Source organism: Bacillus sp. Marseille-Q1617 (genome assembly GCF_903645295.1).
Lineage (GTDB): Bacteria > Bacillota > Bacilli > Bacillales > Bacillaceae_B > Rossellomorea.
The window spans coordinates 59,352-83,535 of the sequence record NZ_CAHJXM010000001.1 but is presented as its reverse complement, the minus strand read 5'-3'; the positions used below and the strand labels follow the sequence as shown (position 1 = coordinate 83,535).

Below are 24,184 nucleotides of genomic sequence, written 5' to 3'. Positions count from 1 at the left end.
AGCAGGTTACTTTTTATGTCGGTGCAACATAAGGAACGTTTTCCATTATGTTATTTTTACGATTATACGGGTTTTGGGATGGGAGGTAAAGGAAAGTGCTTATAACTACGGTCTTTTGGAGAGAAGATAAGAGTAAATGGAGGTGTATGATGGAGAGAAATATAAGAGATCCAATAACCGTAACGGATGAAAACGGCCATGAATTACATTTAACAGTTGAAGCCTTATTCGATATGTTCGATGAAACCTATGCCCTCTTAAAAACCCAGGATAAAATCCAGGATATGCTGGTGATGCGTGTTGAAAATGAAGGCAGTGAACAGTATCTGGAAAGTATAGAGGATCCCAATACAATAGAGAATATTCTTGATGCGTATGAAATTGCGGTGGATGCACAGCCGTCCGAGCAGGGTTTCAAAGAGCATTAAAAAACCCCATACCGCTGAGGTCAGCGGTATGGGGTTTTATCTTTTCTTACTCAACCGTAACCGACTTAGCCAGGTTACGCGGCTTATCTACATCACAGTCGCGGTGCAGAGCAGCGTAGTAAGAAATTAATTGTAACGGAATGACAGAGATAAGAGGTGTTAACATTGGGTTAACCTCTGGGATGACGAAGCGGTCTTCTTCGTCTTCTAAACCTTTCATGGAGATGATGCAAGGGTTCGCTCCGCGAGCCACTACCTCTTTCACATTTCCACGGATGCTTAAGTTTACAGCTTCCTGCGTTGCAAGAGCGACGACCGGTGTTCCTTCTTCGATCAGGGCGATTGTACCGTGCTTAAGCTCTCCACCGGCAAATCCTTCTGCCTGGATGTAAGAGATCTCTTTAAGCTTCAGTGAACCTTCAAGCCCTACATAGAAATCAAGTGAACGTCCGATGAAGAAGCAGTTGCGTGTTGTTGAAAGATATTCTCGTGCGATTTCCTCGAATTCTTCCTTCGTATCACACAGCGCTTCCATAGCAGTCGCTACGATTCCAAGCTCCTGGATCAAGTCGAAGTCCTGAACCGTTCCACAAGATTGGCCCGTTACGTGAGCAAGGATTGCCAATACCGCTAATTGAGCTGTGTAAGCTTTTGTGGAAGCTACTGCGATTTCAGGTCCTGCGTGAAGAAGAAGTGTGTAATCCGCTTCACGTGATAGAGTGGATCCTGCTACGTTTGTAATCGTAAGCGCTTTGTGGCCCATCTCTTTGACTTGAACAAGAACGGCACGGCTGTCAGCCGTTTCACCGCTTTGAGAAATAAAGATGAATAATGGCTTCTCGGATAGAAGCGGCATATTATAGTTGAACTCACTCGCAACATGGACCTCCACAGGGATGCCTGCGCTCTTCTCGATGAATTGCTTTCCTACAAGTCCAGCGTGGTAGCTTGTTCCGGCAGCTATGATGTAGATGCGGTCCGCTTCTTTCATTGCACCGACAATCGGCTCATCGATGTGAAGCTCGTTGTTCTCGTTTTGGTATGCCTGGATGATTTTACGCATCACCAATGGCTGCTCATCGATTTCTTTCAGCATGTAATGAGGGTATGTTCCTTTTTCGATATCACTTGCATCAATTTCAGCCGTGTAAGGAGCACGTTCCATTACTTCCCCGATCAGGTTTTGGATTTCAACCTTCTCTTTTGTTACGATGACCATTTCTTTATCCATCAGTTCAACGAATTGGTCCGTTACCTGGATCATCGCCATTGCATCACTTGCTACAACGTTGAAGCCTTCACCAAGACCTACAAGCAGCGGGCTCTTGTTTTTTCCTACAAAGATCGTTTCATCGTTTTCAGCATCCAATAACGCGATTGCATAAGATCCTTTAAGCAGCATCAATGTTTGACGGAACGCTTCTTCTACAGCGTTTCCTTCTTCAACAAGCTTTTCGATCAATTGAACGATGATTTCTGTATCTGTTTCACTTTTGAACTCAACATCCGTAAGATATTGACGTTTAAGCTGTGAGTAGTTTTCGATTACACCGTTATGAACGATCGTGAAACGCCCTGAAGTACTTTGATGAGGGTGAGCATTCACCTGGCTTGGTACACCATGTGTCGCCCAGCGGGTATGCCCGATCCCTGTGTTGCTTGCTACGTTCTCATCAACGATTCCGCGAAGATCCGCGATACGGCCTTTTTCTTTAAATACGTGGATTCCATCTGCATTCTGAACGGCAATACCTGCAGAATCATAACCACGGTACTCAAGCTTCTCAAGACCTTTTAACAAAATTTCCTTCGTATCTGAATTTCCGATATATCCTACGATACCACACATAAATAAATATCCTCCCTGAATGGAAAAGGGGGCAAGATATCTTTTGGGGACAGCCTGCCCCCTTATCTCAATTGTCATTATTTTTAGTAAGTCACTGTTTATCTTCCCTTTGTGCATCAAGTTGCCTCGATGTTTTGAGAAAGAATCTAACGGCTCCGTGACTATATGGAACCGGGAGGCATCCGCCGAACACTCGATTGAACCTCCACCTCGTCAACTAAACGGCTCGGACCCGTTTAGTCCTGGCGCTTTTAATAAGTGTAATAAACAATCCACCTTTCCACATCTGAATCAAATGTGCCGTTTCCAAATTACTTGGAAATCAAAAACAAAATCATCATACACCAGCAGGAACTCTTGCGTCAATAAAAATATGAACACCGGAGTAAGTTGTTATCACATTGTTATCTTCCCGAAACAAATAGTGCATAAACACGTGAGGTAAAATAAAATAATCCTACATTATTAAATATGCACAAGGAGTATGTTTTGTACCCCTTGTGCATAAAAACGGTTATTCGTTTAATCCCATTTCTCTTTTTACCACTTCAGCAATTTCATCAACGTATTGCGCACATAATTCTTCCGTCGGAGCTTCAGCCATCACGCGTACAAGAGGCTCGGTACCGGATGGGCGGACAAGGATCCGGCCGTTTCCGTTCATTTCTGCTTCCACTTTTTCGATGACGCTTTTCACTTTTTCATTGTCTGTTACATGATGCTTGTCTGTAACTCGTACATTCACAAGCTTCTGCGGGAACTTCTGCATCTCTCCCGCTAACTCAGATAATGATTTGCCTGTCACCTTCATGATATTCACAAGCTGAATACCTGTCAGGAGGCCGTCCCCAGTCGTATTGTAATCAAGAAAGATGATATGACCTGACTGCTCACCGCCGAGGTTGTAACCGTTTGTTTTCATTTCTTCTACTACATAGCGGTCCCCGACTGCGGTCTGGATGCTTTGAATCCCATGCTCTTCGAGGCCTTTATGGAAGCCAAGATTACTCATGACCGTCGATACTACTGTCGACTGTTTCAGTCTGCCTTCAGACTTCAAGTATTTACCGCAGATATACATGATTTGATCGCCGTCTACAATCGCCCCGTGTTCATCCACCGCAATGATACGGTCCCCGTCACCATCAAATGCCAGTCCGACATCCGCACCTTTTTCCTTCACCATTTCGGCAAGTGCTTCAGGATGAGTCGATCCCACTCCTTCATTGATATTCAATCCATCCGGAGACGCGCCCATCGTTGAGATATCTGCATCCAAATCAGCAAATAAGTGGGTCGCCAATGAGGAAGTGGCACCGTGAGCGCAGTCCAATGCAATATGTAAACCATCGAAATCTTCGTCTACAGTCTGCTTTAAGTATTGAAGGTACTTCTGTCCGCCTTCGAAATAATCACTTACCTGGCCAAGATCTGCGCCTGTAGGACGTGGAAGGCTGTCTTCCGTTTGATCTAACAGCTCTTCGATTTCGAGTTCCTGATCGTCGGATAATTTAAAACCGTCAGGACCGAAGAATTTAATTCCGTTATCCGCGACAGGATTATGAGAAGCAGATATCATCACTCCCGCCTGAGCTCCCAGCGCTTTCGTCAAATAGGAAACTCCCGGAGTCGAGATGACGCCAAGACGCATCACTTCCGCCCCGATAGAGAGCAAGCCGGCAACCAATGCCCCTTCAAGCATATGCCCGGAAATACGGGTATCTCTTCCAATCAGGATCTTAGGACGTGTCGCATCCTTCGTCAGGACATAACCGCCGAATCGGCCAAGTTTAAATGCCAATTCCGGTGTTAATTCCGTATTCGCTACACCTCTTACACCATCTGTTCCAAAATACTTACCCATTGTCATTCTCTCCTTTTCACAGCTCTTATGCTGAAGTGTTCTTTTCTTTAATCTGAATCTTCACTGTATCTTGAGATAGCGTCCAATCAATATTTTCAGGACCTTCGGCATCAATCTCCACTTCATGCTCGCCGGGCTCGAGACCCGTCAGATCCAAGGCTAAGTTAAAATCTTCTTTTGTTACTTTCTCAACTACACCATTTTCTCCTTTTAACGTCGCATCGACTGCTCCGTTCTCAGGCGTCAATATGGTGTATTCGTACTCTTCTCCCAAGCCCTCCGGGGTCAGTTCAAGTCCAGATAACTTTTTCTCGGAATTTGTATTGACGTCAATATTGACCTTTACTTCCTCTGGGGCCACTTTGTTTAAGCCGTCTTTCAAAGAAAGCGGTACGGAAATGGTTGTGTCTTTCGTGATTTTGCTTAAATCGACTTCGGCTGTAAGCTCTTTGATTGTATCCAATACTTCCTGCCTGCCGAATACGTCGGCTGTTTCAGGTTCAACCGAAATGGACTCGAGGGTCGTTCCTTCCGGTAAGGAACCTTTTTCCTTAACAGCGATCGGAACTTCCTTGCTCGGGTTCACCACGGATACGGTGACATCCACAAATTCCGGCTCGATCTGGACATTCAGTTTGTTATATTCCCGGTCCAGGACCTGGACTTTCGCTTCCCTCGTGACATTTTCACTTATTTCACCCTCTATATCAAGGGTCGCTTTTACATAAGCAATCTGCTCTATCTGATCCTTTGCCCCTGTAACCTTGACCGTTTTCGGATTCACTGATAGACCTTCGGCTTCATATCCGTTCGATAGGAGGCCTGAATTAAACTCCGGTTCTATCGTAAATTCTTCGGTCACTTTCTCCTGTACGGTTACCGTTACAAACTCAGGGTTGATCTTCACTTTCAATTTATCCGATATATTATCAATTTCCACAGGAACCTGATGTTCACCAATCCCCACATCATTCAAGTCGACATACACTTGAAAATCTTTTAATGTTTTGGTCGGCTGAACAATCGCCTTCGGGCCATCCACCGTCAAATTCACGGTTTCCGGGAGTCCCGAAACAACAAGGTTCTCGGAATCATAAAAAACTTCGAGCGGCACATTCTGGATGGTGTCAAAGGATGTTTGGGGATTGCTGCTATTGTTCGCAGTCTTCTGGATATCATCAAAGTTCACTGATAAGTAAAGGATGAATGCCAGAAGCAGCCCAACCACACGCATAAACCAACGGGATTCCATGAATTTATCCATTTTCTTTCTTCCCCCTCCAGCTCCATTTTGATGAGGAAGCATTTGTCTTATCTCCTATCAGCTCCACTGTCAGGATTTCCTTGAAGCGCTCCAATGACAGATCGCGATGCAGCTCTCCGTTCTTCGTGATGGAGATTGCTCCCGTTTCTTCTGATACGACAACCGTGATACTATCCGTCACTTCACTTACACCGAGGGCTGCTCTGTGCCTCGTTCCAAGTTCTTTCGAAATGAACGGACTTTCCGAAAGAGGCAGATAACAGGCTGCTGCAGCAATTTGACGTTTCTGGATAATGACCGCCCCGTCGTGAAGCGGAGTATTCGGGATAAAAATATTGATGAGCAATTGAGAAGTGATTTTGGCATCAATCGCGATACCCGTCTCTATGTAGTCACTCATCCCGGTCTCTCTTTCAATAGAAAGAAGAGCACCAATCCGGCGTTTGGCCATATAACTGACCGCCTTCGTCATGGACTCGATCATTTGCTCCTGTTCTTCTTCCTCCTGCATACCGGTCCTTGAGAATAAATGTCCCCTTCCCAGCTGCTCAAGTGCACGGCGAAGTTCAGGCTGGAAGATGATGATGATCGCGAGGAAACCCCATGTGAGCGCCTGCTCCATCATCCACCCCAGTGTATCCAAACCAAAGATACTGCTGAGCCCCCTGACAATGATAATGACAAAGATACCTTTTAATAATTGAACTGCCTTGGTACCCTTTATGAGCATGATTAATTTATAGATAACAAACCATACCACAAGAATGTCTACGATATCCGAGACATAATCCAGGGCAGAGTAATCTGAAAATAGATCGATAAACGGCATATTACATCCTCCAATAGCTTAATCGAAAGCGTAAGCCGCCATGTGGCTTCTTTTTTCGTAACTAATCCATTATAGCACATTCTCATTCTGTTACAGGAAAGAAGCCCATGGCTCTATATATTAATAATTACCAATAAAGCATGTATTCTCTATTAAAGTATTCCGCAAAAAAACTGACATGAAACCTTACATGTCAGTCTATCAGGGACGAACACGCAACGCTGCATCCCTTTTATCATATCTTACTTTTCATCAAGTTGCGAATTTCCCCATTCAACTAAATCTTTTGCCCCTGTTTTGACCTGGTACCAAAGCCATTCGAATGCCGCATCGATTTCTTTGATCTCCCCAGTAACCGTACCGGCGGAGGCAAGATATTGATTCCCGTTAATGACGGTTACATCGCCTGTCACTTTTCCTTCTATTTTCACATCGCCATTACGGACGGTCAAATCCCCATTTACCACCTTGCCTTCAGGAACCACGACCGTGTGATCCTGTACGACCAGCGCATCATTTTTGGTGAATGAGAAATCCTGATTGTCATTCCATGAGGCAAACACACTTCCTGTCATAAAGAAGATGAATAGAGCAGCCGCCGTCAGCAGCGGATGGTGGCGGAGCCATCTCTCTACGCCTACCTTTTTCTTTTCTTTCGGTAATCTGTCCATCACCTTATTGGTAAAGTCATCCGGCGCACTGATATGGGAAGTGCTTTGTACGAACGCTATCGCTTTTTTCAGCTCATGAAAGTGATGCTGGCACTCCTCACACTGCTGCAGATGATGCTTTAATTTCTGTTCATTCTCGCTTGTTATATCGCCGTCTAAATAGTCGTGCATATAGTCGATCAATTCTTCAGGACAAGTTTTCATTTTCACTCACCCTCTCTATAAAGATTTTAATTGTTTACGAAGAGCTTCCCGGCCTCTATGTACCCTTGTCTTGACCGTACCCAAGGGCATATCCAGTATTTCACTGATTTCCTGCAGCGGCAGTTCTTCGATATATTTTAATACGATAACCGATCGATATTTCTCAGGCAGCTTGGAAATTTCCTTCTGTATCGTCTCCTGAAGCTCCATGTTCTCCACTTCATCTTCAGGCATCTGTACATCGGCTGCAACCTGTGAATACATCGTCAATCCTTCCGTGCCTGCCACCTCGGCATCCAAATAATAGTCCGGCTTCTTCTTCCGTATCCGGTCTATACAAAGGTTCGTAGCAATCCGAAACAGCCACGTCGAGAACTTCCGTTTCTGATTAAAGGTTTCAATGTTCACATAAGCCCTGATAAACGCTTCCTGTGCTATATCTTCTGCTTCATGCCGGTTCCCAAGCATCCGATAACAAATCTGAAACACTTTATCTTTATAAAGCTCAACCAATTCTGCAAAAGCACTTTGATCGCCTTTTAACACTTGTTTTATCCGTTTTTTCACTAATGCTTCCATCTCTGTTATACCCCCGCTCTATGCGGCTATATTTATATACGTTTCACCCTCTAAAAAGGTTTCAATTTTTTCATAATATAATCCTAACAAATTTTTACCTAAAAATGTTTACATTTTATAGAAAAGGGGTATAAAAGGACTAATATTTAATGTACAGGGGGATTCACCATGAGTGGAAGGGTTAATAAAGAGTTGCTGTACCAAATTGAAGACTGCCGGCGTCAAATGGTAGAACTCGCAAAAGAGTCATCATACGCTGATGAAAAAGTGGTAAGTTTGAGTACCCGGTTGGACAATCTGTTAAACCAATACCAATTAGTCAAACAAAATTGAAAGAAGATAGAGAAAGGCTGAAAACCTGTTTGGGGTTTTCAGCCTTATTTGTTTTATATCTTATTATTAGAAGTGAGTTATTAGTGGCCCGGGCCATAAAAATTTATGTGTATGTCTTCATTATGAAGGCTGCCTCTAATAGCCGTTTTTTACAGCAGTTTCTCCCCGAATAAGGAACCCATCAGGGCAACGGCTACGGTTGCCGTTTTATTTTTTTCATCAAGGATCGGATTGACCTCTACAAATTCTGCGGATGTAATGATTTTAGCTTCTTCAAGCATTTCCATGGCCAGATGACTTTCCCGGTAGCTGATTCCACCAAGGACCGGAGTACCCACTCCAGGAGCGTCACTTGGATCCAGTCCGTCCAAATCAAGAGACAAATGAACACCATCCGTTTTATCCTTCAAGTATCCAATCGCTTCCTCCATCACCTTCGCCATACCCATACGGTCGACTTCGTGCATTGTATATACCTTGATGCCTCTTTCCTTGATAAGCTCTCTTTCTCCTTCATCTAATGAGCGGGCACCGATGATCACGATATTCTCAGGTTTGATTTTGGGCGTATTCCCCCCGATGCTCGTCAGGTCTTCATGACCGATCCCCAAGCTTACCGCAAGAGGCATACCATGAATGTTGCCGGATGGAGAAGTCTCACCTGTATTTAAATCTCCATGCGCATCATACCAGATGACTCCGAGATTTTCATAATGTTTAGAAACTCCCGCCAGCGTCCCGATGGCAATACTGTGATCCCCTCCGAAAATCAATGGGAAATCTCCGCTTGAAATCACTTCATCCACGGTAGATGCAAGCTTGCTGCTGGCTTCAGCAACCGCTTTCAAATTTCTCAAATTAGTATCCGGATTATTATGTACACGTTCTGCCTGTCCAATTTCAATATCCCCAAGGTCTTTCATGTCATAACCCAGATTTTCAAGTCGCTCAACCACTCCTGCATAACGGATGGCACTTGGTCCCATATCGACCCCGCGTCTCATCTGTCCTAAATCCATAGGTACCCCAATAATTGATATGTTCTTGTTCATAGTTATATTCCTCCTAAACCCTATTATCTGTCTCTCACTCTATTGTAGCCTGTTAGCGAGCGATGACTCAACTGGACAGGATTGTGTATATATATGCGGTTGGAAGTGGGTTTGGGAAGGGGTTTTTGGAAGAATATGAGGGGCGGGGAAGGGGATTGGGGTGTCAAGGCTCGGTTGGATACTTGCTTGCGTGGAGATTATTCGACAAGTGGAGCAATTATTTGGGATTTGGCGCAATTATCTCGAAAGTGGAGCAATTATCGGGTTTCCGGCGCAATTATCTCGAAAGTGGAGCAATTCGGTTTAACCCCCTAAGTTTGGACACATACTCCACTTTTCTTAGGGTTACTTAGTTTTTCATCTTTCTACCGCGCTTTCGCTTGCTGGCCTCAATGTTTTCAAACAGGAAACCTGTTCAAAAACATTGAGGTCACATGGTTAATGTGATTGGTTTCACTTGATTGTCCATATATTTCTCAAAATACTCTTTTGGTGAATAGTCCATCAAACTGCCGTGATATCGTTCTTCATTGTAAAACTGGATATAATCATCGACCTTTTTATAAGCATGTTCAAAGTTTATAAACTCATTTCTTTGATAACACTCTCGTTCCAGTACACTATGAAAAGACTCAATATAAGCATTCATATTAGGTGACTTCGGTGGGATCCTTTCGTGCTCAATCACGATTTGTTCCTTACAAAAATCCTGAAAATGATGACTACAGAATTGTGGACCGTTATCAGTCCTGATAATTAGTTTAGTGGAGTTATCAGCTATTTGATCTTCAGAGTCGGGGATATGAATATTTCGTTTCATAATAGCCTTCTGAAGCATTTTGGTGATATGTTTGGCTTCGCACACAGTACCTCTGTAATGACCTACGATCGTACGATCGTAGACATCAATGGCACTAGCCAGGAAGAAATAACGCCTTGAAGAAAGCACATACCCATACTTAATATCTAGCTGCCATAACTGATTAGGACCATTAACAGAACGGTTTCTAGCTAGTTTTCTAGGATATTTTGGGTTCTTTTCTCTTTGAGGCATCAAGATATCTAGCTCTTTACACAATCTGTAGACTTTCTTTTTATTAATGATTAGTTTGTATTTTTTTCTTAAGGCCCTTGTCAGCTTACGGTACCCATATACAGCTGATTCACCATCAATCAATTTCATTAAGTACTTCTTTATTAAAGAATCTTTAACTCTCTTTCCTTTGGTGTTCATGGAGAATCCAGGGATTGGTCTTCCCCCCGTGGTTTCCCGTTTCACAGTGGGGTTAGAAACCCTATAGTAATACGTTGAACGTCCTACGGAAGCAATCTTTAAAACACGTTTGGCAGGAAAACCAGCCTGGATCCATTCATGGGCAAAGGCTATTCGCTCGGAAAGTCCGGAAACTTTTTTTTTAGCATTTCTCTAAGCATCGTAACTTCAAGTTCCTTCTCACCGAGTAATTTCATGGCATGATCGTATTTCTTCTGGATATCACTTTCAGAAGAAGACTTGGATAGAGGAGTTACACCCTCTTTTTCCATCTCAGCTTCAATCTCATCACGATACTGCTTTACCCAATTACTAAGAGTGGACTGATTGACTCCTGTTTTCCTAGCGATAAAAGCCATATTACCTGATTCCAGCGCCATGCGAACGTATTGTTTTTTCACTTCTTCCATTGGTCCATTTCGTTTACTCATTTTGGCTCCTCCTTTGATACTTCTATCTTAATATCTATAGAAGTAGGTGTCCAAAAGAGTAAAGGGGCTAAATAGAATTATCGGGTTTCCGGCGCAATTAATTAAAATGATGAGGCACAATGATCCGCCGTACAGACTCCATTTCACGCTGGGGGCAGCTTACAATTAAAAATCATCATGTGTTTTGTATGAAATTCGGCTAACAAATTAAAAATAATGGCCGCTATTCTTCAAGAACAAACAAAAACTTTTCACCAGCTGCCAGCAGTTTTAAAAATATATTTCACATTTTTCTGCCCCCTTACCAGCCACATAAAAAAACCCCAACCCTATAATAGAGTTGAGGTTCTTAATGTCGTATGTATGGTGGAGCCTAGCGGGATCGAACCGCTGACCTCCTGCGTGCAAAGCAGGCGCTCTCCCAGCTGAGCTAAGGCCCCATGATATAGGAATTTCTCACATCCATGGGTAGGATGTGAGAAATAGTGATGAGCCATGAAGGACTCGAACCTTCGACCCTCTGATTAAAAGTCAGATGCTCTACCAACTGAGCTAATGGCTCATAATGGCTGGGCTAGCTGGATTCGAACCAACGCATGTCGCAGTCAAAGTGCGATGCCTTACCGCTTGGCTATAGCCCAATATTATGACATAAAAAAGGGACATTACTAATATGTCCATTTCATTTTGAAATATACAATGGTGGAGGGGGGCAGATTCGAACTGCCGAACCCGAAGGAGCGGATTTACAGTCCGCCGCGTTTAGCCACTTCGCTACCCCTCCATAATGAGAGAAAATGGTGCCGGCAAGAGGACTTGAACCCCCAACCTACTGATTACAAGTCAGTTGCTCTACCAGTTGAGCTACACCGGCGTGTTAAATTGTTTGTCTGCTTGTCCTGTTTAAGGACGTTTTTCCTTCTCTCTTAGTAAAGGAAGGAAAGATCTTTTGCTCCGCTGTCGCTTCGCAAAAATCTATGGTGGAGGATGACGGGATCGAACCGCCGACCCTCTGCTTGTAAGGCAGATGCTCTCCCAGCTGAGCTAATCCTCCAATATGTAAAGGTAAGTTCTTTTCGCTTGCGCGAAAAAACTTTGGTGACCCATACGGGATTCGAACCCGTGTTACCGCCGTGAAAGGGCGGTGTCTTAACCGCTTGACCAATGGGCCAGTCTATCTTTTAAAAAATAAAAGCTTCCAACCGGGCTCGAACCGGTGACCTCTTCCTTACCATGGAAGCACTCTACCTGCTGAGCTATGGAAGCAATGGCTCCGCAGGCAAGATTCGAACTTGCGACCGATCGGTTAACAGCCGATAGCTCTACCACTGAGCTACTGCGGAATGATTTTAGCCTGGCGACGTCCTACTCTCACAGGGGGAGAGCCCCCAACTACCATCGGCGCTGAAGAGCTTAACTTCCGTGTTCGGCATGGGAACGGGTGTGACCTCTTCGCCATAATCACCAGACTGATTGCTTACAATGACAAATATTATTATATAATATTTTCAATGAATTTCAAGGGTAAATTTCAAAAATTTATTCCCTGAAAACTAGATAAAGGATTGATGTCAAGAAAGCCGAATATCGACCAATGTGTTCATTTAAAAATGACTCTTTGTGGTTAAGTCCTCGATCGATTAGTATCAGTCAGCTCCACATGTCACCATGCTTCCACCTCTGACCTATCTACCTGGTCATCTTCCAGGGATCTTACTCACATAAAGTGATGGGAAATCTCATCTCGAGGGGGGCTTCATGCTTAGATGCTTTCAGCACTTATCCCTTCCGCACATAGCTACCCAGCGATGCCTTTGGCAAGACAACTGGTACACCAGCGGTGCGTCCATCCCGGTCCTCTCGTACTAAGGACAGCTCCTCTCAAATTTCCTGCGCCCACGACGGATAGGGACCGAACTGTCTCACGACGTTCTGAACCCAGCTCGCGTACCGCTTTAATGGGCGAACAGCCCAACCCTTGGGACCGACTACAGCCCCAGGATGCGATGAGCCGACATCGAGGTGCCAAACCTCCCCGTCGATGTGGACTCTTGGGGGAGATAAGCCTGTTATCCCCGGGGTAGCTTTTATCCGTTGAGCGATGGCCCTTCCATGCGGAACCACCGGATCACTAAGCCCGACTTTCGTCCCTGCTCGACTTGTAGGTCTCGCAGTCAAGCTCCCTTGTGCCTTTACACTCTGCGAATGATTTCCAACCATTCTGAGGGAACCTTTGGGCGCCTCCGTTACTCTTTAGGAGGCGACCGCCCCAGTCAAACTGCCCACCTGACACTGTCTCCCACCCCGATAAGGGGCGCGGGTTAGAATTTCAATACAGCCAGGGTAGTATCCCACCAACGCCTCCACCGAAGCTGGCGCTCCGGCTTCCAAGGCTCCTACCTATCCTGTACAAGCTGTACCAAAATTCAATATCAGGCTACAGTAAAGCTCCACGGGGTCTTTCCGTCCTGTCGCGGGTAACCTGCATCTTCACAGGTACTATAATTTCACCGAGTCTCTCGTTGAGACAGTGCCCAGATCGTTACGCCTTTCGTGCGGGTCGGAACTTACCCGACAAGGAATTTCGCTACCTTAGGACCGTTATAGTTACGGCCGCCGTTTACTGGGGCTTCGATTCGCACCTTCGCTTGCGCTAAGCACTCCTCTTAACCTTCCAGCACCGGGCAGGCGTCAGCCCCTATACTTCGCCTTACGGCTTCGCAGAGACCTGTGTTTTTGCTAAACAGTCGCCTGGGCCTATTCACTGCGGCTCTTCGAGGCTATGCACCTCAAAGAGCACCCCTTCTCCCGAAGTTACGGGGTCATTTTGCCGAGTTCCTTAACGAGAGTTCTCTCGCTCACCTTAGGATTCTCTCCTCGCCTACCTGTGTCGGTTTGCGGTACGGGCACCTTTTTCCTCGCTAGAGGCTTTTCTTGGCAGTGTGGAATCAGGAACTTCGCTACTATAATTCGCTCGCTGTCACAGCTCAGCCTTCACGATGATGGGATTTGCCTCATCATCAGCCTAACTGCTTAGACGCACATATCCAGCAGTGCGCTTACCCTATCCTCCTGCGTCCCCCCATTGCTCAAACGGAAAAGAGGTGGTACAGGAATATCAACCTGTTGTCCATCGTCTACGCCTATCGGCCTCGACTTAGGTCCCGACTAACCCTGAGCGGACGAGCCTTCCTCAGGAAACCTTAGGCATTCGGTGGATGGGATTCTCACCCATCTTTCGCTACTCATACCGGCATTCTCACTTCTAAGCACTCCACCAGTCCTTACGGTCTGACTTCACTGTCCTTAGAACGCTCTCCTACCACTGACACCTAGAGGTGTCAATCCACAGCTTCGGTGATACGTTTAGCCCCGGTACATTTTCGGCGCAGAGTCACTCGACCAGTGAGCTATTACGCACTCTTTAAATGGTGGCTGCTTCTAAGCCAACATCCTGGTTGTCTAAGCAACTCCACATCATTTTCCTCTTAACGTATTCTTTGGGACCTTAGCTGGTGGTCTGGGCTGTTTCCCTTTCGACTACGGATCTTATCACTCGCAGTCTGACTCCCATGGATAAGTCTTTGGCATTCGGAGTTTGTCTGAATTCGGTAACCCGATGAGGGCCCCTAGTCCAAACAGTGCTCTACCTCCAAGACTCTTACACATGAGGCTAGCCCTAAAGCTATTTCGGAGAGAACCAGCTATCTCCAAGTTCGATTGGAATTTCTCCGCTACCCACACCTCATCCCCGCACTTTTCAACGTGCGTGGGTTCGGACCTCCATCCAGTGTTACCTGGACTTCATCCTGGACATGGGTAGATCACCTGGTTTCGGGTCTACGACCACATACTCATTCGCCCTGTTCAGACTCGCTTTCGCTGCGGCTCCGTCTCATCGACTTAACCTTGCATGGGATCGTAACTCGCCGGTTCATTCTACAAAAGGCACGCCATCACCCGTTAACGGGCTCTGACTACTTGTAGGCACACGGTTTCAGGTTCTCTTTCACTCCCCTTCCGGGGTGCTTTTCACCTTTCCCTCACGGTACTGGTTCACTATCGGTCACTAGGGAGTATTTAGCCTTGGGAGATGGTCCTCCCAGCTTCCGACGGGATTTCACGTGTCCCGCCGTACTCAGGATCCACTCAAGAGGGAACGAAGTTTCAACTACAGGGTTGTTACCTTCTTTGACGAGCCTTTCCAGACTTCTTCGTCTACTCCGTTCCTTTGTAACTCCGTATAGAGTGTCCTACAACCCCAAGAGGCAAGCCTCTTGGTTTGGGCTACATCCCGTTTCGCTCGCCGCTACTCAGGGAATCGCATTTGCTTTCTCTTCCTCCAGGTACTTAGATGTTTCAGTTCCCTGGGTCTGCCTTCCATACTCTATGTATTCAAGTATGGATATTGTTCCATTACGAACAATGGGTTCCCCCATTCGGAAATCTCCGGATCAAAGCTCACTTACAGCTCCCCGAAGCATATCGGTGTTAGTCCCGTCCTTCGTCGGCTCCTAGTGCCAAGGCATCCACCGTGCGCCCTTCATAACTTAACCGAATTGGTTGTTACAAGGTGTTAAAACCTAAAATGGCGATACTCGGTAATTTCTTGACTATCAATTTATCTTTATCTAGTTTTCAAAGAACAAGGCTACTGATTTGCTTCACATCGTGAAACACATCAGTGAATTTCCTTCGTGCTGCCTTGCGCTGAGGTGAAGACAACATCTTCGAATCAGCTTTGCCGCAAGCGCAAAGAAAATAAGAATTACTTGTTGTGAAACAAGTAATATCATTTTGATGGTTGAACCATCAAAACTGAACAAAACTTCGACTGTCAAACGTTTCATATATATTCCTTAGAAAGGAGGTGATCCAGCCGCACCTTCCGATACGGCTACCTTGTTACGACTTCACCCCAATCATCTGTCCCACCTTAGGCGGCTGGCTCCAAAAGGTTACCTCACCGACTTCGGGTGTTACAAACTCTCGTGGTGTGACGGGCGGTGTGTACAAGGCCCGGGAACGTATTCACCGCGGCATGCTGATCCGCGATTACTAGCGATTCCAGCTTCATGCAGGCGAGTTGCAGCCTGCAATCCGAACTGAGAACGGTTTTATGGGATTGGCTAAACCTCGCGGTCTCGCTGCCCTTTGTACCGTCCATTGTAGCACGTGTGTAGCCCAGGTCATAAGGGGCATGATGATTTGACGTCATCCCCACCTTCCTCCGGTTTGTCACCGGCAGTCATCTTAGAGTGCCCAACTGAATGCTGGCAACTAAGATCAAGGGTTGCGCTCGTTGCGGGACTTAACCCAACATCTCACGACACGAGCTGACGACAACCATGCACCACCTGTCACTCTGTCCCCCGAAGGGGAAAGCCCTATCTCTAGGGTTGTCAGAGGATGTCAAGACCTGGTAAGGTTCTTCGCGTTGCTTCGAATTAAACCACATGCTCCACCGCTTGTGCGGGCCCCCGTCAATTCCTTTGAGTTTCAGTCTTGCGACCGTACTCCCCAGGCGGAGTGCTTAATGCGTTAGCTGCAGCACTAAAGGGCGGAAACCCTCTAACACTTAGCACTCATCGTTTACGGCGTGGACTACCAGGGTATCTAATCCTGTTTGCTCCCCACGCTTTCGCGCCTCAGTGTCAGTTACAGACCAGAAAGTCGCCTTCGCCACTGGTGTTCCTCCAAATATCTACGCATTTCACCGCTACACTTGGAATTCCACTTTCCTCTTCTGCACTCAAGTTCCCCAGTTTCCAATGACCCTCCACGGTTGAGCCGTGGGCTTTCACATCAGACTTAAGAAACCACCTGCGCGCGCTTTACGCCCAATAATTCCGGACAACGCTTGCCACCTACGTATTACCGCGGCTGCTGGCACGTAGTTAGCCGTGGCTTTCTGGTTAGGTACCGTCAAGGTGCCGCCCTATTCGAACGGCACTTGTTCTTCCCTAACAACAGAGTTTTACGATCCGAAAACCTTCTTCACTCACGCGGCGTTGCTCCGTCAGACTTTCGTCCATTGCGGAAGATTCCCTACTGCTGCCTCCCGTAGGAGTCTGGGCCGTGTCTCAGTCCCAGTGTGGCCGATCACCCTCTCAGGTCGGCTACGCATCGTCGCCTTGGTGAGCCGTTACCTCACCAACTAGCTAATGCGCCGCGGGTCCATCTGTAAGTGGTAGCGAAAAGCCACCTTTCAACAGTTCCTCATGCGAGGAACTGAGTTATCCGGTATTAGCCCCGGTTTCCCGGAGTTATCCCAGTCTTACAGGCAGGTTACCCACGTGTTACTCACCCGTCCGCCGCTGATCTCAGGGAGCAAGCTCCCTTTGATCCGCTCGACTTGCATGTATTAGGCACGCCGCCAGCGTTCGTCCTGAGCCAGGATCAAACTCTCCGATAAAAGTTTGAATAGCTCTTGTTGCAACGATTCAATCGTTGCGGTAAATCTAGAATTAACGTTGACGTATTGTCTTGTTTTGTTCAGTTTTCAAGGTTCAATTTGTTGATGCGCTCCGTTTGAAGCGACTTTATTAATTTATCACACATCATCGTGTGAAGTCAACTGTTTTTTAAAATTTATTTTTCAGTGCGTTTTCGAGTTATTCGATAGCGCAACAGCGACGATTAATAATATACCAAGATTTTTTTACATGGTCAATACATTTTTAAAGATTTTTTTACAACATGTTAAGTTCACGGCATTTAAAAGCGGCTCTCTATGGGTAAAGGCAATCGCACCGGAAAGCCCGTCCATTAAAAAAGCCGCAGATTGTCTTAGTATTTTTCTTTTTTATCAGTACTTCTCTTCATATACTTGAGGCATTCTTTATGACTTGCAAATCTGCGGAATAGAGAAAACAATAATTTATATCGTTCATCCATAGCCCGCTTCACAATTTGATCAATCCGGGTATCTTTAAGGTCGAATAGGATTTCATCCATTTCTCTTTTCAACAGATATTCTAGTTCTTGTCTTTCTCTGTCATCAATCATTAACCCCAGCAAGTAAGTCACCCCTTTATGTTGTTATTTGTAGTTTTTTCCATTCGAGGGATTTTATAATCATTTTTTTCTGAAGTTAGATATTTTTTCTGAGGACATGCATATCTTTTATAGAGATATACGTTACGGAGGGATTGTTTAATGAATGTGTTCTATACCGTAAATGCGAAAAGACTGAAACAGATCAGTTTGGTCATCATCATCTCATTCTTTACAGCTCTATTTGTCTATAGCAGTACGCTTTCTTCTGTTCCGGTTTTTGGAACGAAAGATGGACCCAAGGCTATTTATAAAGGGGAAAAAGGCGTTGCTCTGACTTTCAATATCGGGTGGGGAGATGAGAAAGCAAAACCGATTTTAGACGAATTGAAAAAGTTGAACGTACAGTCTGCCACTTTCTTTATTTCCGGTTCCTGGGCTGAGCGTCATCCTGATCTGGTTGAGCAAATTGTAAAAGACGGATACGAAATCGGAAATCTCGGCTATGCATATTCTGACTACACCGACATGGAACCGAATAAAATAAGGCAGGATATCATGAAAGCTGATACTGTTTTTAAAAAGCTGAATGTGAAAGATGTAAAATTGCTTCGGGTCCCTACAGGTCACTTTAACAAAGAAACCTTAAAAGTGGCAGATAGTCTTGGCTTGACCGTTGTTCACTGGAGTGTGGATTCAAAGGACTGGACCAACCCTGGGAGAGAGGCGATCATCGAGAATGTAAGTAATGCCAAAAAAGGGGACATCATTCTTCTTCATGCATCCGATTCTGCAAAGCAGACAAAAAACGCCCTGCCTGCCATCGTTAAGACCTTGAAAGGAAAAGGAAGCTTTGTGTCCGTTTCGGATATGATTTCAAATGGTGATGCAAAATCCAGTTTGATTCAATAAACAAAAAAGCCCCGTAAAGAGCTGCGGGGCTTTTTGCTACTTCTTTTGCTGTTTGTTTTGTCGTTCCAGCTGGGATTGTTCGATATATTTCGGGAGTTTCAGCAGTTGATAAGCATTACATACTAATAAAGCGATCAACATGAGGTAAAGCCATTTAATGGAGTTTACCAGCAGTACCGGAAGCCACTCGAGCGTCGTGACGACAACCATGAAGAACAATGCTGATATAAAAGTATTGGTTTTTGCTTCTGATTGTTGATTTTTCAAGTATGCGACAAGCATTCCCACTAACAGGATACCGATTCCCAAGAGGATATACGGGGTATAAGACGCCCCTTCCTCGGCAAAAGCCCGGAAGCGAAAGTAAATAAGGTCAAATAACACAAACACAATCAGCACAACCTGGACGGAATTCCAAAAGCTTTTGAACATCCCCACTCCAAACTGGTGGATCGTCAAATAAGCAAAGTACCCCATTTGGCTGATGACACTGAAAGTGAATCCCACAAATAAAAACCATAGAAGGCTGGATAATATTCCGATTACATTCCCATCTTGAAGGTAAGGACTGTATTGATCCCATCTTATGAAAAGAGAGGCTGCAGCCGTCACTGCACCGCCAAGAATTAACGTATGTACAAAAAAACGAATCCAATTTCGGATGGTCACTTCTTTTTTCCTCCAAATATAAAATATACACTCTGTTGATTGTACCAACGCTTCTTTAAAAAATCTAGGTTCCACTATTGGATGTGTATATTTTTTTCACAATTCCTCATATTAAAGGTAAGGGAATTTGTATGGAAGGAGCCTGACCATGAAAAGATATTCCTTTCTTTTTCTACTGACTGTTGTTCTTTTGACCGCTTGCGGCGGCGGAGGGGAAACAGGCGGCAGTAAAATGGATTATGAAGAGACCAAGAAAATGGTTGTCGATATACTAAAAACCGACGATGGAAAAAAGGCAATACAAGAAGTCATGAAGGATGAAAAAATGAAGTCTGAGCTTATTATGGACCAAGGAGTTGTAAAGGATACCATTTCAAAAACCCTTACGTCTGATAAAGGCACTGAATTCTGGAAGAAAGCCATCGAAGATCCAAAGTTTGCCGAATCCATGGCAAAAAGCATGAAAGATGGCAATGAGAAACTGCTCAAGGATTTGATGAAGGATCCAGAGTATCAAGGTATGATGATGGATTTAATGAAAGACCCTGAATTTCAAAAAGAAATGACAGAAGCCTTAAAGAGCAAGGAGTACCGGGAACACCTTCAAAAAGTGGTCCTCGAAACATTTGAAAGCCCACTATTCAAAGCAAAGATACAGGATATCCTTCTTAAAGCAGCCGAGGAAGCCGGCGGCGGAAAAGAAGAAGGCGGCGGCGGTGGTGAAAGCGGTCAGACCGGCGGCCAAGGCGGGTCTTCTGAAGGTTCAGAAGGCGGCGGCGGTGGCGGTGGCGGCTAAGCCCAGTCCACATAAGAAAAAAGGACAAATGGCAAGGGACACATCCCCGCCATTTGTCCTTTCATTTTGTTATGACAATTTTTCAATGACTTTATGGGCGATTTCCCCATAAATCTGACCGAGCCTGTGGTCTTCCGCATAAATCGAAGGTGCGAAATCTTCCTCATTCCAATCAGGCTGCTGGAGAGGCAGTTTACCCAGAAGGTCTGTACGTAATTCCTCTGTCAATTTTTCCCCTCCGCCTTGTCCGAATACGAATTCCTTCTCACCGGTCAGCTTGCTTTCAAAGTAAGACATATTCTCGACGACGCCAAGGATATCGTGATCGGTCTGTAATGCCATTGCCCCGGCACGCGCTGCAACAAAGGCCGCTGTCGGATGAGGTGTGGTGACGATGATTTCCTTACAATGAGGAAGCATCGTATGAACGTCAAGCGCCACATCACCTGTACCCGGAGGCAGGTCCAATAGCAGATAATCCAAGTCTCCCCACTCTACTTCCGAGAAGAAATTATTCAGCATTTTACCAAGCATCGGCCCTCTCCAAATGACAGGTGCATTGTCTTCAACAAAAAAGCCCATGGAAATGACTTTGACCCCGAAACGTTCTACTGGAATAATTCTTTCCCCGCGGACTACCGGGCGCTTTACGATTCCCATCATATCCGGAACACTGAATCCGTATATATCTGCATCAATCAGTCCCACTTTCTTTCCTTGGCGGGCAAGCGCCACAGCCAGGTTAACGGAAACAGTGGATTTTCCCACTCCGCCTTTACCCGAGGCGATGGCAATGAACGTCGTTTTACTTGCAGGCGATAATAAATCCGTACCTTCTCCGCCTGTTCCCCTATGTTTTTCAAGTTCTTCCTGGGGAAGTTCAGTGAAACGGATTCCCACAGAGCCTGCTCCATTGTCTTTTAATAATTGGACAACCTGCTGCTGGAATTGCAATTGTTCGCCTGAACCGGTCTTCGCAAGTGCAATCTTCACACTCACATGCTCTTTTTCTTTTTTCACACTAACTTCAACAACACCGTTGGTTTCTTTTAACGTTTTATGTAAGAAAGGATCCTTTAACTGAGATAAAAGATCGCGAGTCTGCTGTTCTGTTAACATGAATAACCACCCTTTTTTATGTATTCGTTTACAACTACTAACAGTATAACATATCGTTATCAGAAATAACGTGTAAAAGGGTCGGAATACTTTTGTTGTATATTATTCTGAATGGTGGAGGGTTCTCACTCAGTGCGTCAAGGAACATGCGATAAAAAAAGAGCCGCCATCCAGGCAGCCCTTTTGCTTGTTAACCATTATCCATTTGATTCTGCGCAAACATTAATCCATTATTCAAGGAACTGAACGTTTTCAGTTCCTTTAAATCAATTCCCAGATTGATCAGCGTCTGAGCTATCTCAGGGCGTACCCCTACCAGGATACATTCCGCACCGAGCAGTCCGGCCGCCCTTGTGGATTCGATGATGCCTTGAGCAGCAAATGTATCCAATACCGGGACTCCGGTAATATCTAGGAAGACAATCGATGAATGAAAGTTGGTCACACCTTCAAGGAGGTTTTCTTTTATACGATTGATCCTTTCTTCATCGATATGACCGACCAAGGGCATCACCGAGATATGGTCAAATAATTGAATGACGGGAGCAGATAGTTCAACCAGTGTTTTCCTTTGGACATTGAACGTCTCTTCCCATGAGTCTGTACACTTACTGATCATTTTATTGAATACGGGATCAAACCAGCGGTCGACTTCATCATAAATGTCCAATACTTCCTCTTTGGATAAATCCTCTTTTATTAGAATGAACAGCGCAACCCTTCTAAACGATTGATATCCGGTAGAGATATATTCCAAAGCCTCTTTATTTTCCACTATTTTTTTGTATAAGTCATCAAAGTCTTTGATAAAACTTTCATTATCCTGATTAAGGCTTCTATAGATTGATTCGAACAAATCATTTTTCACTTGGGTATGCTGATAATAGGATATATTCAACCTGTCTGTCGTTTCTTCTAAATCCTGGACCCATTTGGTATAAAGATCATTATAATGATGTTCGAGTGTTTCGATAATCGATACTTTCATATTGAACCCTTCCTATCCTGAATACTTGTCTATTTCAAGTGTAGACCACTTCGAGACTTCTAATACTCTATACCCCTCTCCTGTTCATTCTTAACATTGTTTTTATGTAAATTTAGTGTCCGTCCCCCCTTTTGATTACCGGACGAGGGTTCGCTTTCCATGTAGGTGAGCCTGTCTCACATCATCCTGAAAGCCTCCGTCTTGCACTGCCATCTTCAACTGAATTTTTTAAAAACAAAAAAGCCGCTCCTGCTTTAGGAGAAGCTTTCTTCGTTAATCCTCTTCGGTTAAATAATTCAGGACACCCTGGTAAATGGATGCAGCCACTTTTTCCTGATAATCATCCTTAAGCAGGTTCGAACGTTCTGCAGGGTTTGAAAGGAAGCCGATTTCCACTAACGCACCCGGTTTTTTGGCGTGTTTTAAGATATACACACTCTGAAGGCCTTTTGCTTCCCGGCTTGTATTTTCTAAGTTCCGGGTGATCTCTTTTTGTATGGCTTTTGAAAGAGCCTTGTTTTCCTCAAACTTCGGATTATAAAAAGTCTGTGCCCCGCTCCATTTTGGGGAAGGGATGGAATTTAGATGTATACTTAAAAACATATCCGCTTCTGAATCATTGATCAGGTTCAAGCGCTTGTGCAGATCTTCTACCTTTCTCCGACTGTACCCTTTTGTATGTTCATCCGCCAGATCCTTGTCTTCCTCGCGGGTCATAAGGACCAGTGCTCCCTGTTCCTGAAGATAATCTCTGATCATCAGGGAGACATTCAATGCGATATCCTTTTCCAAAGCGTCTTTATCCCCCGCTCCGCCATCAGGCCCCCCATGACCCGGATCAATATATATAATCTTACCTGACAAGGGAAGATTCCATGAATCCCATGTATCTTTGTCCATTATTTTATATTGAACTATAAATAACAGGATCCCGAGGGCCGCAATAATCCCTGCAAGTTTTAATTTCTGTCTCATGTCTCTCCCCCTATTTTCAGTAAAAAATACAATCAAGCTGTTCTTTACTAAAAATATGGGACAAGAAACACTTTTAGAACTGAAAAATAATTAGTGAAGGCGAAGCTTAAGCCGTTTGATTCCCTTTTCATATCCCTCTGACCACCATGTCTCCACAAAGTGTTCGCAGCTGTAGAAAATGGATTCGTCCACTTGATTGGAGATGCCCATCTCGGACCAATACAGCCAGAAGTTATAAAGCGTATCGATGAAATGCTTTAATTCTTCCCTGCACCGCTTCTTTACTGCTTCCCTATCTTCCCCGCTGTATCCGAACTTGCTTACTTTCCCTCCGAGGAGGTAGGCTTCAATCGCGACATCGAAGCAGGCTTCATCAAAACCCTGCTGCATGAATACGCCGCCTTGAATTTTTATATATCCAAAATGCTTCCGTACGCTTTCCTGGAGCATTTTAATCGAAATTTCCTTGAGCAGTTTTCTTTCTGTCTTGATTTGTTTTTCTCTTCTCTTTGTATTGAAGGTTGTAATAACGTTCAATGTAAATCCACCCCTTTGAACGTATTTTCCTTCTTAAGAGATGTCTTCATTCGAGTAACTGTTACCAATTTTGATGGGGATGACTTTCTAATATCGCTATCGATTTCCGTGCAAGACTTCGCTTTCCGCGGGCGGTTGGTGGGAGGAACTAATGTCCAGCTGCAGGGCTTAGAGGCACATGTCATAAGTCAAACCGACCAAGAAGGCAAAGAGCGCCTTCTAGGCCGCTTCGCCTTATGCCACACGCCTCTGAGCAAAGCCCTTCCACTTTTCTGATAGGAGTCTTCGTCTTGCACTCCAATCAACCGCTGGTTTTGGTCAAATAACAGTGGAATAGAAAAAATCTAGATAAATCCACAAAATAAAGATAGCCTATCCATAACCGCTACTACTATTACCTGCTTCATTCATTTGA

The 24,184-nt window shown here is 44.9% G+C and carries 19 protein-coding genes, 9 tRNA genes and 3 rRNA genes; 4 read left to right on the top strand and 27 right to left on the bottom strand.

Annotated elements, in window-relative coordinates; all coding sequences use genetic code 11:
* The first annotated feature begins 95 nt into the window (after nucleotides 1-95).
* Nucleotides 96-428 carry a DUF1292 domain-containing protein gene (locus tag HWX64_RS00510; protein ID WP_254870998.1) on the top strand — a complete coding sequence of 111 codons (333 nt, stop codon included), beginning with the start codon at nucleotides 96-98 and terminating at the stop codon, nucleotides 426-428.
* A gap of 46 nt (nucleotides 429-474) precedes the next feature.
* Here the strand turns inward: HWX64_RS00510 and glmS are convergent, their stop codons facing one another.
* The 6 genes from glmS to sigW all read right to left on the bottom strand — a co-directional run bounded on the left by glmS (nucleotide 475) and on the right by sigW (nucleotide 7,688).
* Entirely contained in the window at nucleotides 475-2,277 is a 1,803-nt protein-coding gene (glmS, locus tag HWX64_RS00505) for a glutamine--fructose-6-phosphate transaminase (isomerizing) (RefSeq protein ID WP_175986406.1), read from the bottom strand.
* Nucleotides 2,278-2,791: 514 nt separating this feature from the next.
* Nucleotides 2,792-4,141 (bottom strand): phosphoglucosamine mutase, encoded by a 1,350-nt coding sequence (gene glmM / locus HWX64_RS00500; protein WP_175986405.1) that lies wholly within the window; start codon nucleotides 4,139-4,141, stop codon nucleotides 2,792-2,794.
* Nucleotides 4,142-4,166: 25 nt separating this feature from the next.
* Nucleotides 4,167-5,405 (bottom strand): YbbR-like domain-containing protein, encoded by a 1,239-nt coding sequence (locus HWX64_RS00495; protein WP_175986403.1) that lies wholly within the window; start codon nucleotides 5,403-5,405, stop codon nucleotides 4,167-4,169.
* The gene (gene cdaA, locus HWX64_RS00490; RefSeq protein WP_175986401.1) at nucleotides 5,398-6,234 is read right to left on the bottom strand and encodes a diadenylate cyclase CdaA; all 837 of its coding nucleotides are present in this window, start codon (nucleotides 6,232-6,234) and stop codon (nucleotides 5,398-5,400) included. The genes HWX64_RS00495 and cdaA overlap by 8 nt, the downstream gene beginning before the upstream one ends.
* Nucleotides 6,235-6,476: 242 nt before the next feature.
* Entirely contained in the window at nucleotides 6,477-7,109 is a 633-nt protein-coding gene (locus tag HWX64_RS00485; RefSeq protein ID WP_175986400.1) for an anti-sigma factor, read from the bottom strand.
* 15 nt (nucleotides 7,110-7,124) lie between these two features.
* Nucleotides 7,125-7,688, bottom strand: a complete 564-nt coding sequence (gene sigW, locus HWX64_RS00480) for an RNA polymerase sigma factor SigW (RefSeq protein ID WP_175986398.1) — start codon at nucleotides 7,686-7,688, stop codon at nucleotides 7,125-7,127.
* A gap of 168 nt (nucleotides 7,689-7,856) precedes the next feature.
* Between sigW and HWX64_RS00475 the strand changes: the two genes are divergently transcribed.
* Nucleotides 7,857-8,021: an aspartyl-phosphate phosphatase Spo0E family protein gene (locus HWX64_RS00475; protein ID WP_175986396.1), complete on the top strand. Its 165-nt coding sequence runs from the start codon at nucleotides 7,857-7,859 to the stop codon at nucleotides 8,019-8,021.
* 149 nt (nucleotides 8,022-8,170) lie between these two features.
* Here the strand turns inward: HWX64_RS00475 and rocF are convergent, their stop codons facing one another.
* From rocF to HWX64_RS00395, 16 genes are all read right to left on the bottom strand, one after another.
* Nucleotides 8,171-9,073, bottom strand: coding sequence for an arginase (gene rocF, locus HWX64_RS00470; RefSeq protein WP_175986394.1), 903 nt, complete (start codon nucleotides 9,071-9,073; stop codon nucleotides 8,171-8,173).
* 430 nt (nucleotides 9,074-9,503) lie between these two features.
* A complete protein-coding gene (locus HWX64_RS00465) occupies nucleotides 9,504-10,439 on the bottom strand; it encodes an IS3 family transposase (RefSeq protein WP_254871100.1) in 936 nt (311 codons plus the stop codon).
* A gap of 17 nt (nucleotides 10,440-10,456) precedes the next feature.
* A complete protein-coding gene (locus HWX64_RS00460) occupies nucleotides 10,457-10,777 on the bottom strand; it encodes a transposase (RefSeq protein ID WP_175986392.1) in 321 nt (106 codons plus the stop codon).
* Between the two features lie 364 nt (nucleotides 10,778-11,141).
* Nucleotides 11,142-11,217: transfer RNA gene (locus HWX64_RS00455), tRNA-Ala, on the bottom strand.
* 49 nt (nucleotides 11,218-11,266) lie between these two features.
* Nucleotides 11,267-11,339, bottom strand: a tRNA-Lys gene (locus HWX64_RS00450).
* A 4-nt stretch (nucleotides 11,340-11,343) separates the two neighbouring features.
* Nucleotides 11,344-11,418, bottom strand: a tRNA-Gln gene (locus HWX64_RS00445).
* 59 nt (nucleotides 11,419-11,477) lie between these two features.
* Nucleotides 11,478-11,561, bottom strand: a tRNA-Tyr gene (locus HWX64_RS00440).
* Between the two features lie 14 nt (nucleotides 11,562-11,575).
* A tRNA-Thr gene (locus HWX64_RS00435) sits at nucleotides 11,576-11,651 on the bottom strand.
* 104 nt (nucleotides 11,652-11,755) lie between these two features.
* A tRNA-Val gene (locus tag HWX64_RS00430) sits at nucleotides 11,756-11,831 on the bottom strand.
* A 42-nt stretch (nucleotides 11,832-11,873) separates the two neighbouring features.
* A tRNA-Glu gene (locus HWX64_RS00425) sits at nucleotides 11,874-11,948 on the bottom strand.
* A gap of 22 nt (nucleotides 11,949-11,970) precedes the next feature.
* Nucleotides 11,971-12,043 (bottom strand) — tRNA-Thr (locus HWX64_RS00420).
* A gap of 2 nt (nucleotides 12,044-12,045) precedes the next feature.
* Nucleotides 12,046-12,120 (bottom strand) — tRNA-Asn (locus tag HWX64_RS00415).
* Between the two features lie 9 nt (nucleotides 12,121-12,129).
* Nucleotides 12,130-12,246: ribosomal RNA gene (gene rrf / locus HWX64_RS00410) — 5S ribosomal RNA — on the bottom strand.
* Nucleotides 12,247-12,397: 151 nt separating this feature from the next.
* Nucleotides 12,398-15,333: ribosomal RNA gene (locus HWX64_RS00405) — 23S ribosomal RNA — on the bottom strand.
* A 307-nt stretch (nucleotides 15,334-15,640) separates the two neighbouring features.
* Nucleotides 15,641-17,192, bottom strand: a 16S ribosomal RNA gene (locus HWX64_RS00400).
* Together the 16S, 23S and 5S rRNA genes with 9 tRNA genes alongside form the textbook arrangement of a ribosomal RNA operon.
* Before the next feature lie 374 nt (nucleotides 17,193-17,566).
* The gene (locus HWX64_RS00395) at nucleotides 17,567-17,797 is read right to left on the bottom strand and encodes a hypothetical protein (protein ID WP_175986391.1); all 231 of its coding nucleotides are present in this window, start codon (nucleotides 17,795-17,797) and stop codon (nucleotides 17,567-17,569) included.
* Between the two features lie 138 nt (nucleotides 17,798-17,935).
* Here HWX64_RS00395 and pdaB point away from each other — a divergent pair, with 138 nt between their 5' ends.
* Nucleotides 17,936-18,685 (top strand): polysaccharide deacetylase family sporulation protein PdaB, encoded by a 750-nt coding sequence (gene pdaB / locus HWX64_RS00390; RefSeq protein ID WP_175986389.1) that lies wholly within the window; start codon nucleotides 17,936-17,938, stop codon nucleotides 18,683-18,685.
* A 36-nt stretch (nucleotides 18,686-18,721) separates the two neighbouring features.
* Here pdaB and HWX64_RS00385 read toward each other — a convergent pair whose 3' ends face one another.
* A complete protein-coding gene (locus HWX64_RS00385; protein WP_175986387.1) occupies nucleotides 18,722-19,354 on the bottom strand; it encodes a KinB-signaling pathway activation protein in 633 nt (210 codons plus the stop codon).
* 148 nt (nucleotides 19,355-19,502) lie between these two features.
* Here HWX64_RS00385 and gerD point away from each other — a divergent pair, with 148 nt between their 5' ends.
* Nucleotides 19,503-20,150: a spore germination lipoprotein GerD gene (gene gerD, locus HWX64_RS00380; RefSeq protein WP_175986386.1), complete on the top strand. Its 648-nt coding sequence runs from the start codon at nucleotides 19,503-19,505 to the stop codon at nucleotides 20,148-20,150.
* Nucleotides 20,151-20,219: 69 nt separating this feature from the next.
* Here gerD and HWX64_RS00375 read toward each other — a convergent pair whose 3' ends face one another.
* The 4 genes from HWX64_RS00375 to HWX64_RS00360 all read right to left on the bottom strand — a co-directional run bounded on the left by HWX64_RS00375 (nucleotide 20,220) and on the right by HWX64_RS00360 (nucleotide 23,769).
* Nucleotides 20,220-21,269, bottom strand: coding sequence for an Mrp/NBP35 family ATP-binding protein (locus HWX64_RS00375; RefSeq protein ID WP_175986384.1), 1,050 nt, complete (start codon nucleotides 21,267-21,269; stop codon nucleotides 20,220-20,222).
* Nucleotides 21,270-21,459: 190 nt separating this feature from the next.
* A complete protein-coding gene (locus HWX64_RS00370) occupies nucleotides 21,460-22,257 on the bottom strand; it encodes an STAS domain-containing protein (protein WP_175986382.1) in 798 nt (265 codons plus the stop codon).
* A gap of 273 nt (nucleotides 22,258-22,530) precedes the next feature.
* Nucleotides 22,531-23,232, bottom strand: a complete 702-nt coding sequence (cwlD, locus tag HWX64_RS00365) for an N-acetylmuramoyl-L-alanine amidase CwlD (RefSeq protein WP_175986381.1) — start codon at nucleotides 23,230-23,232, stop codon at nucleotides 22,531-22,533.
* A gap of 90 nt (nucleotides 23,233-23,322) precedes the next feature.
* Nucleotides 23,323-23,769, bottom strand: coding sequence for a DUF2521 family protein (locus HWX64_RS00360; RefSeq protein WP_175986379.1), 447 nt, complete (start codon nucleotides 23,767-23,769; stop codon nucleotides 23,323-23,325).
* Nucleotides 23,770-24,184 lie beyond the last annotated feature (415 nt).

What these genes read in the sequence shown, in the direction of transcription:
- glmS (WP_175986406.1), bottom strand. Translation starts at nt 2,277, where the DNA reads ATGTGTGGTATCGTAGGATATATCGGAAATTCAGATACGAAGGAAATT.
- glmM (WP_175986405.1), bottom strand. Translation starts at nt 4,141, where the DNA reads ATGGGTAAGTATTTTGGAACAGATGGTGTAAGAGGTGTAGCGAATACG.
- HWX64_RS00495 (WP_175986403.1), bottom strand. Translation starts at nt 5,405, where the DNA reads ATGGATAAATTCATGGAATCCCGTTGGTTTATGCGTGTGGTTGGGCTG.
- cdaA (WP_175986401.1), bottom strand. Translation starts at nt 6,234, where the DNA reads ATGCCGTTTATCGATCTATTTTCAGATTACTCTGCCCTGGATTATGTC.
- HWX64_RS00485 (WP_175986400.1), bottom strand. Translation starts at nt 7,109, where the DNA reads ATGAAAACTTGTCCTGAAGAATTGATCGACTATATGCACGACTATTTA.
- sigW (WP_175986398.1), bottom strand. Translation starts at nt 7,688, where the DNA reads ATGGAAGCATTAGTGAAAAAACGGATAAAACAAGTGTTAAAAGGCGAT.
- HWX64_RS00475 (WP_175986396.1), top strand. Translation starts at nt 7,857, where the DNA reads ATGAGTGGAAGGGTTAATAAAGAGTTGCTGTACCAAATTGAAGACTGC.
- rocF (WP_175986394.1), bottom strand. Translation starts at nt 9,073, where the DNA reads ATGAACAAGAACATATCAATTATTGGGGTACCTATGGATTTAGGACAG.
- HWX64_RS00460 (WP_175986392.1), bottom strand. Translation starts at nt 10,777, where the DNA reads ATGAGTAAACGAAATGGACCAATGGAAGAAGTGAAAAAACAATACGTT.
- pdaB (WP_175986389.1), top strand. Translation starts at nt 17,936, where the DNA reads ATGAATGTGTTCTATACCGTAAATGCGAAAAGACTGAAACAGATCAGT.
- gerD (WP_175986386.1), top strand. Translation starts at nt 19,503, where the DNA reads ATGAAAAGATATTCCTTTCTTTTTCTACTGACTGTTGTTCTTTTGACC.
- HWX64_RS00375 (WP_175986384.1), bottom strand. Translation starts at nt 21,269, where the DNA reads ATGTTAACAGAACAGCAGACTCGCGATCTTTTATCTCAGTTAAAGGAT.
- HWX64_RS00370 (WP_175986382.1), bottom strand. Translation starts at nt 22,257, where the DNA reads ATGAAAGTATCGATTATCGAAACACTCGAACATCATTATAATGATCTT.
- cwlD (WP_175986381.1), bottom strand. Translation starts at nt 23,232, where the DNA reads ATGAGACAGAAATTAAAACTTGCAGGGATTATTGCGGCCCTCGGGATC.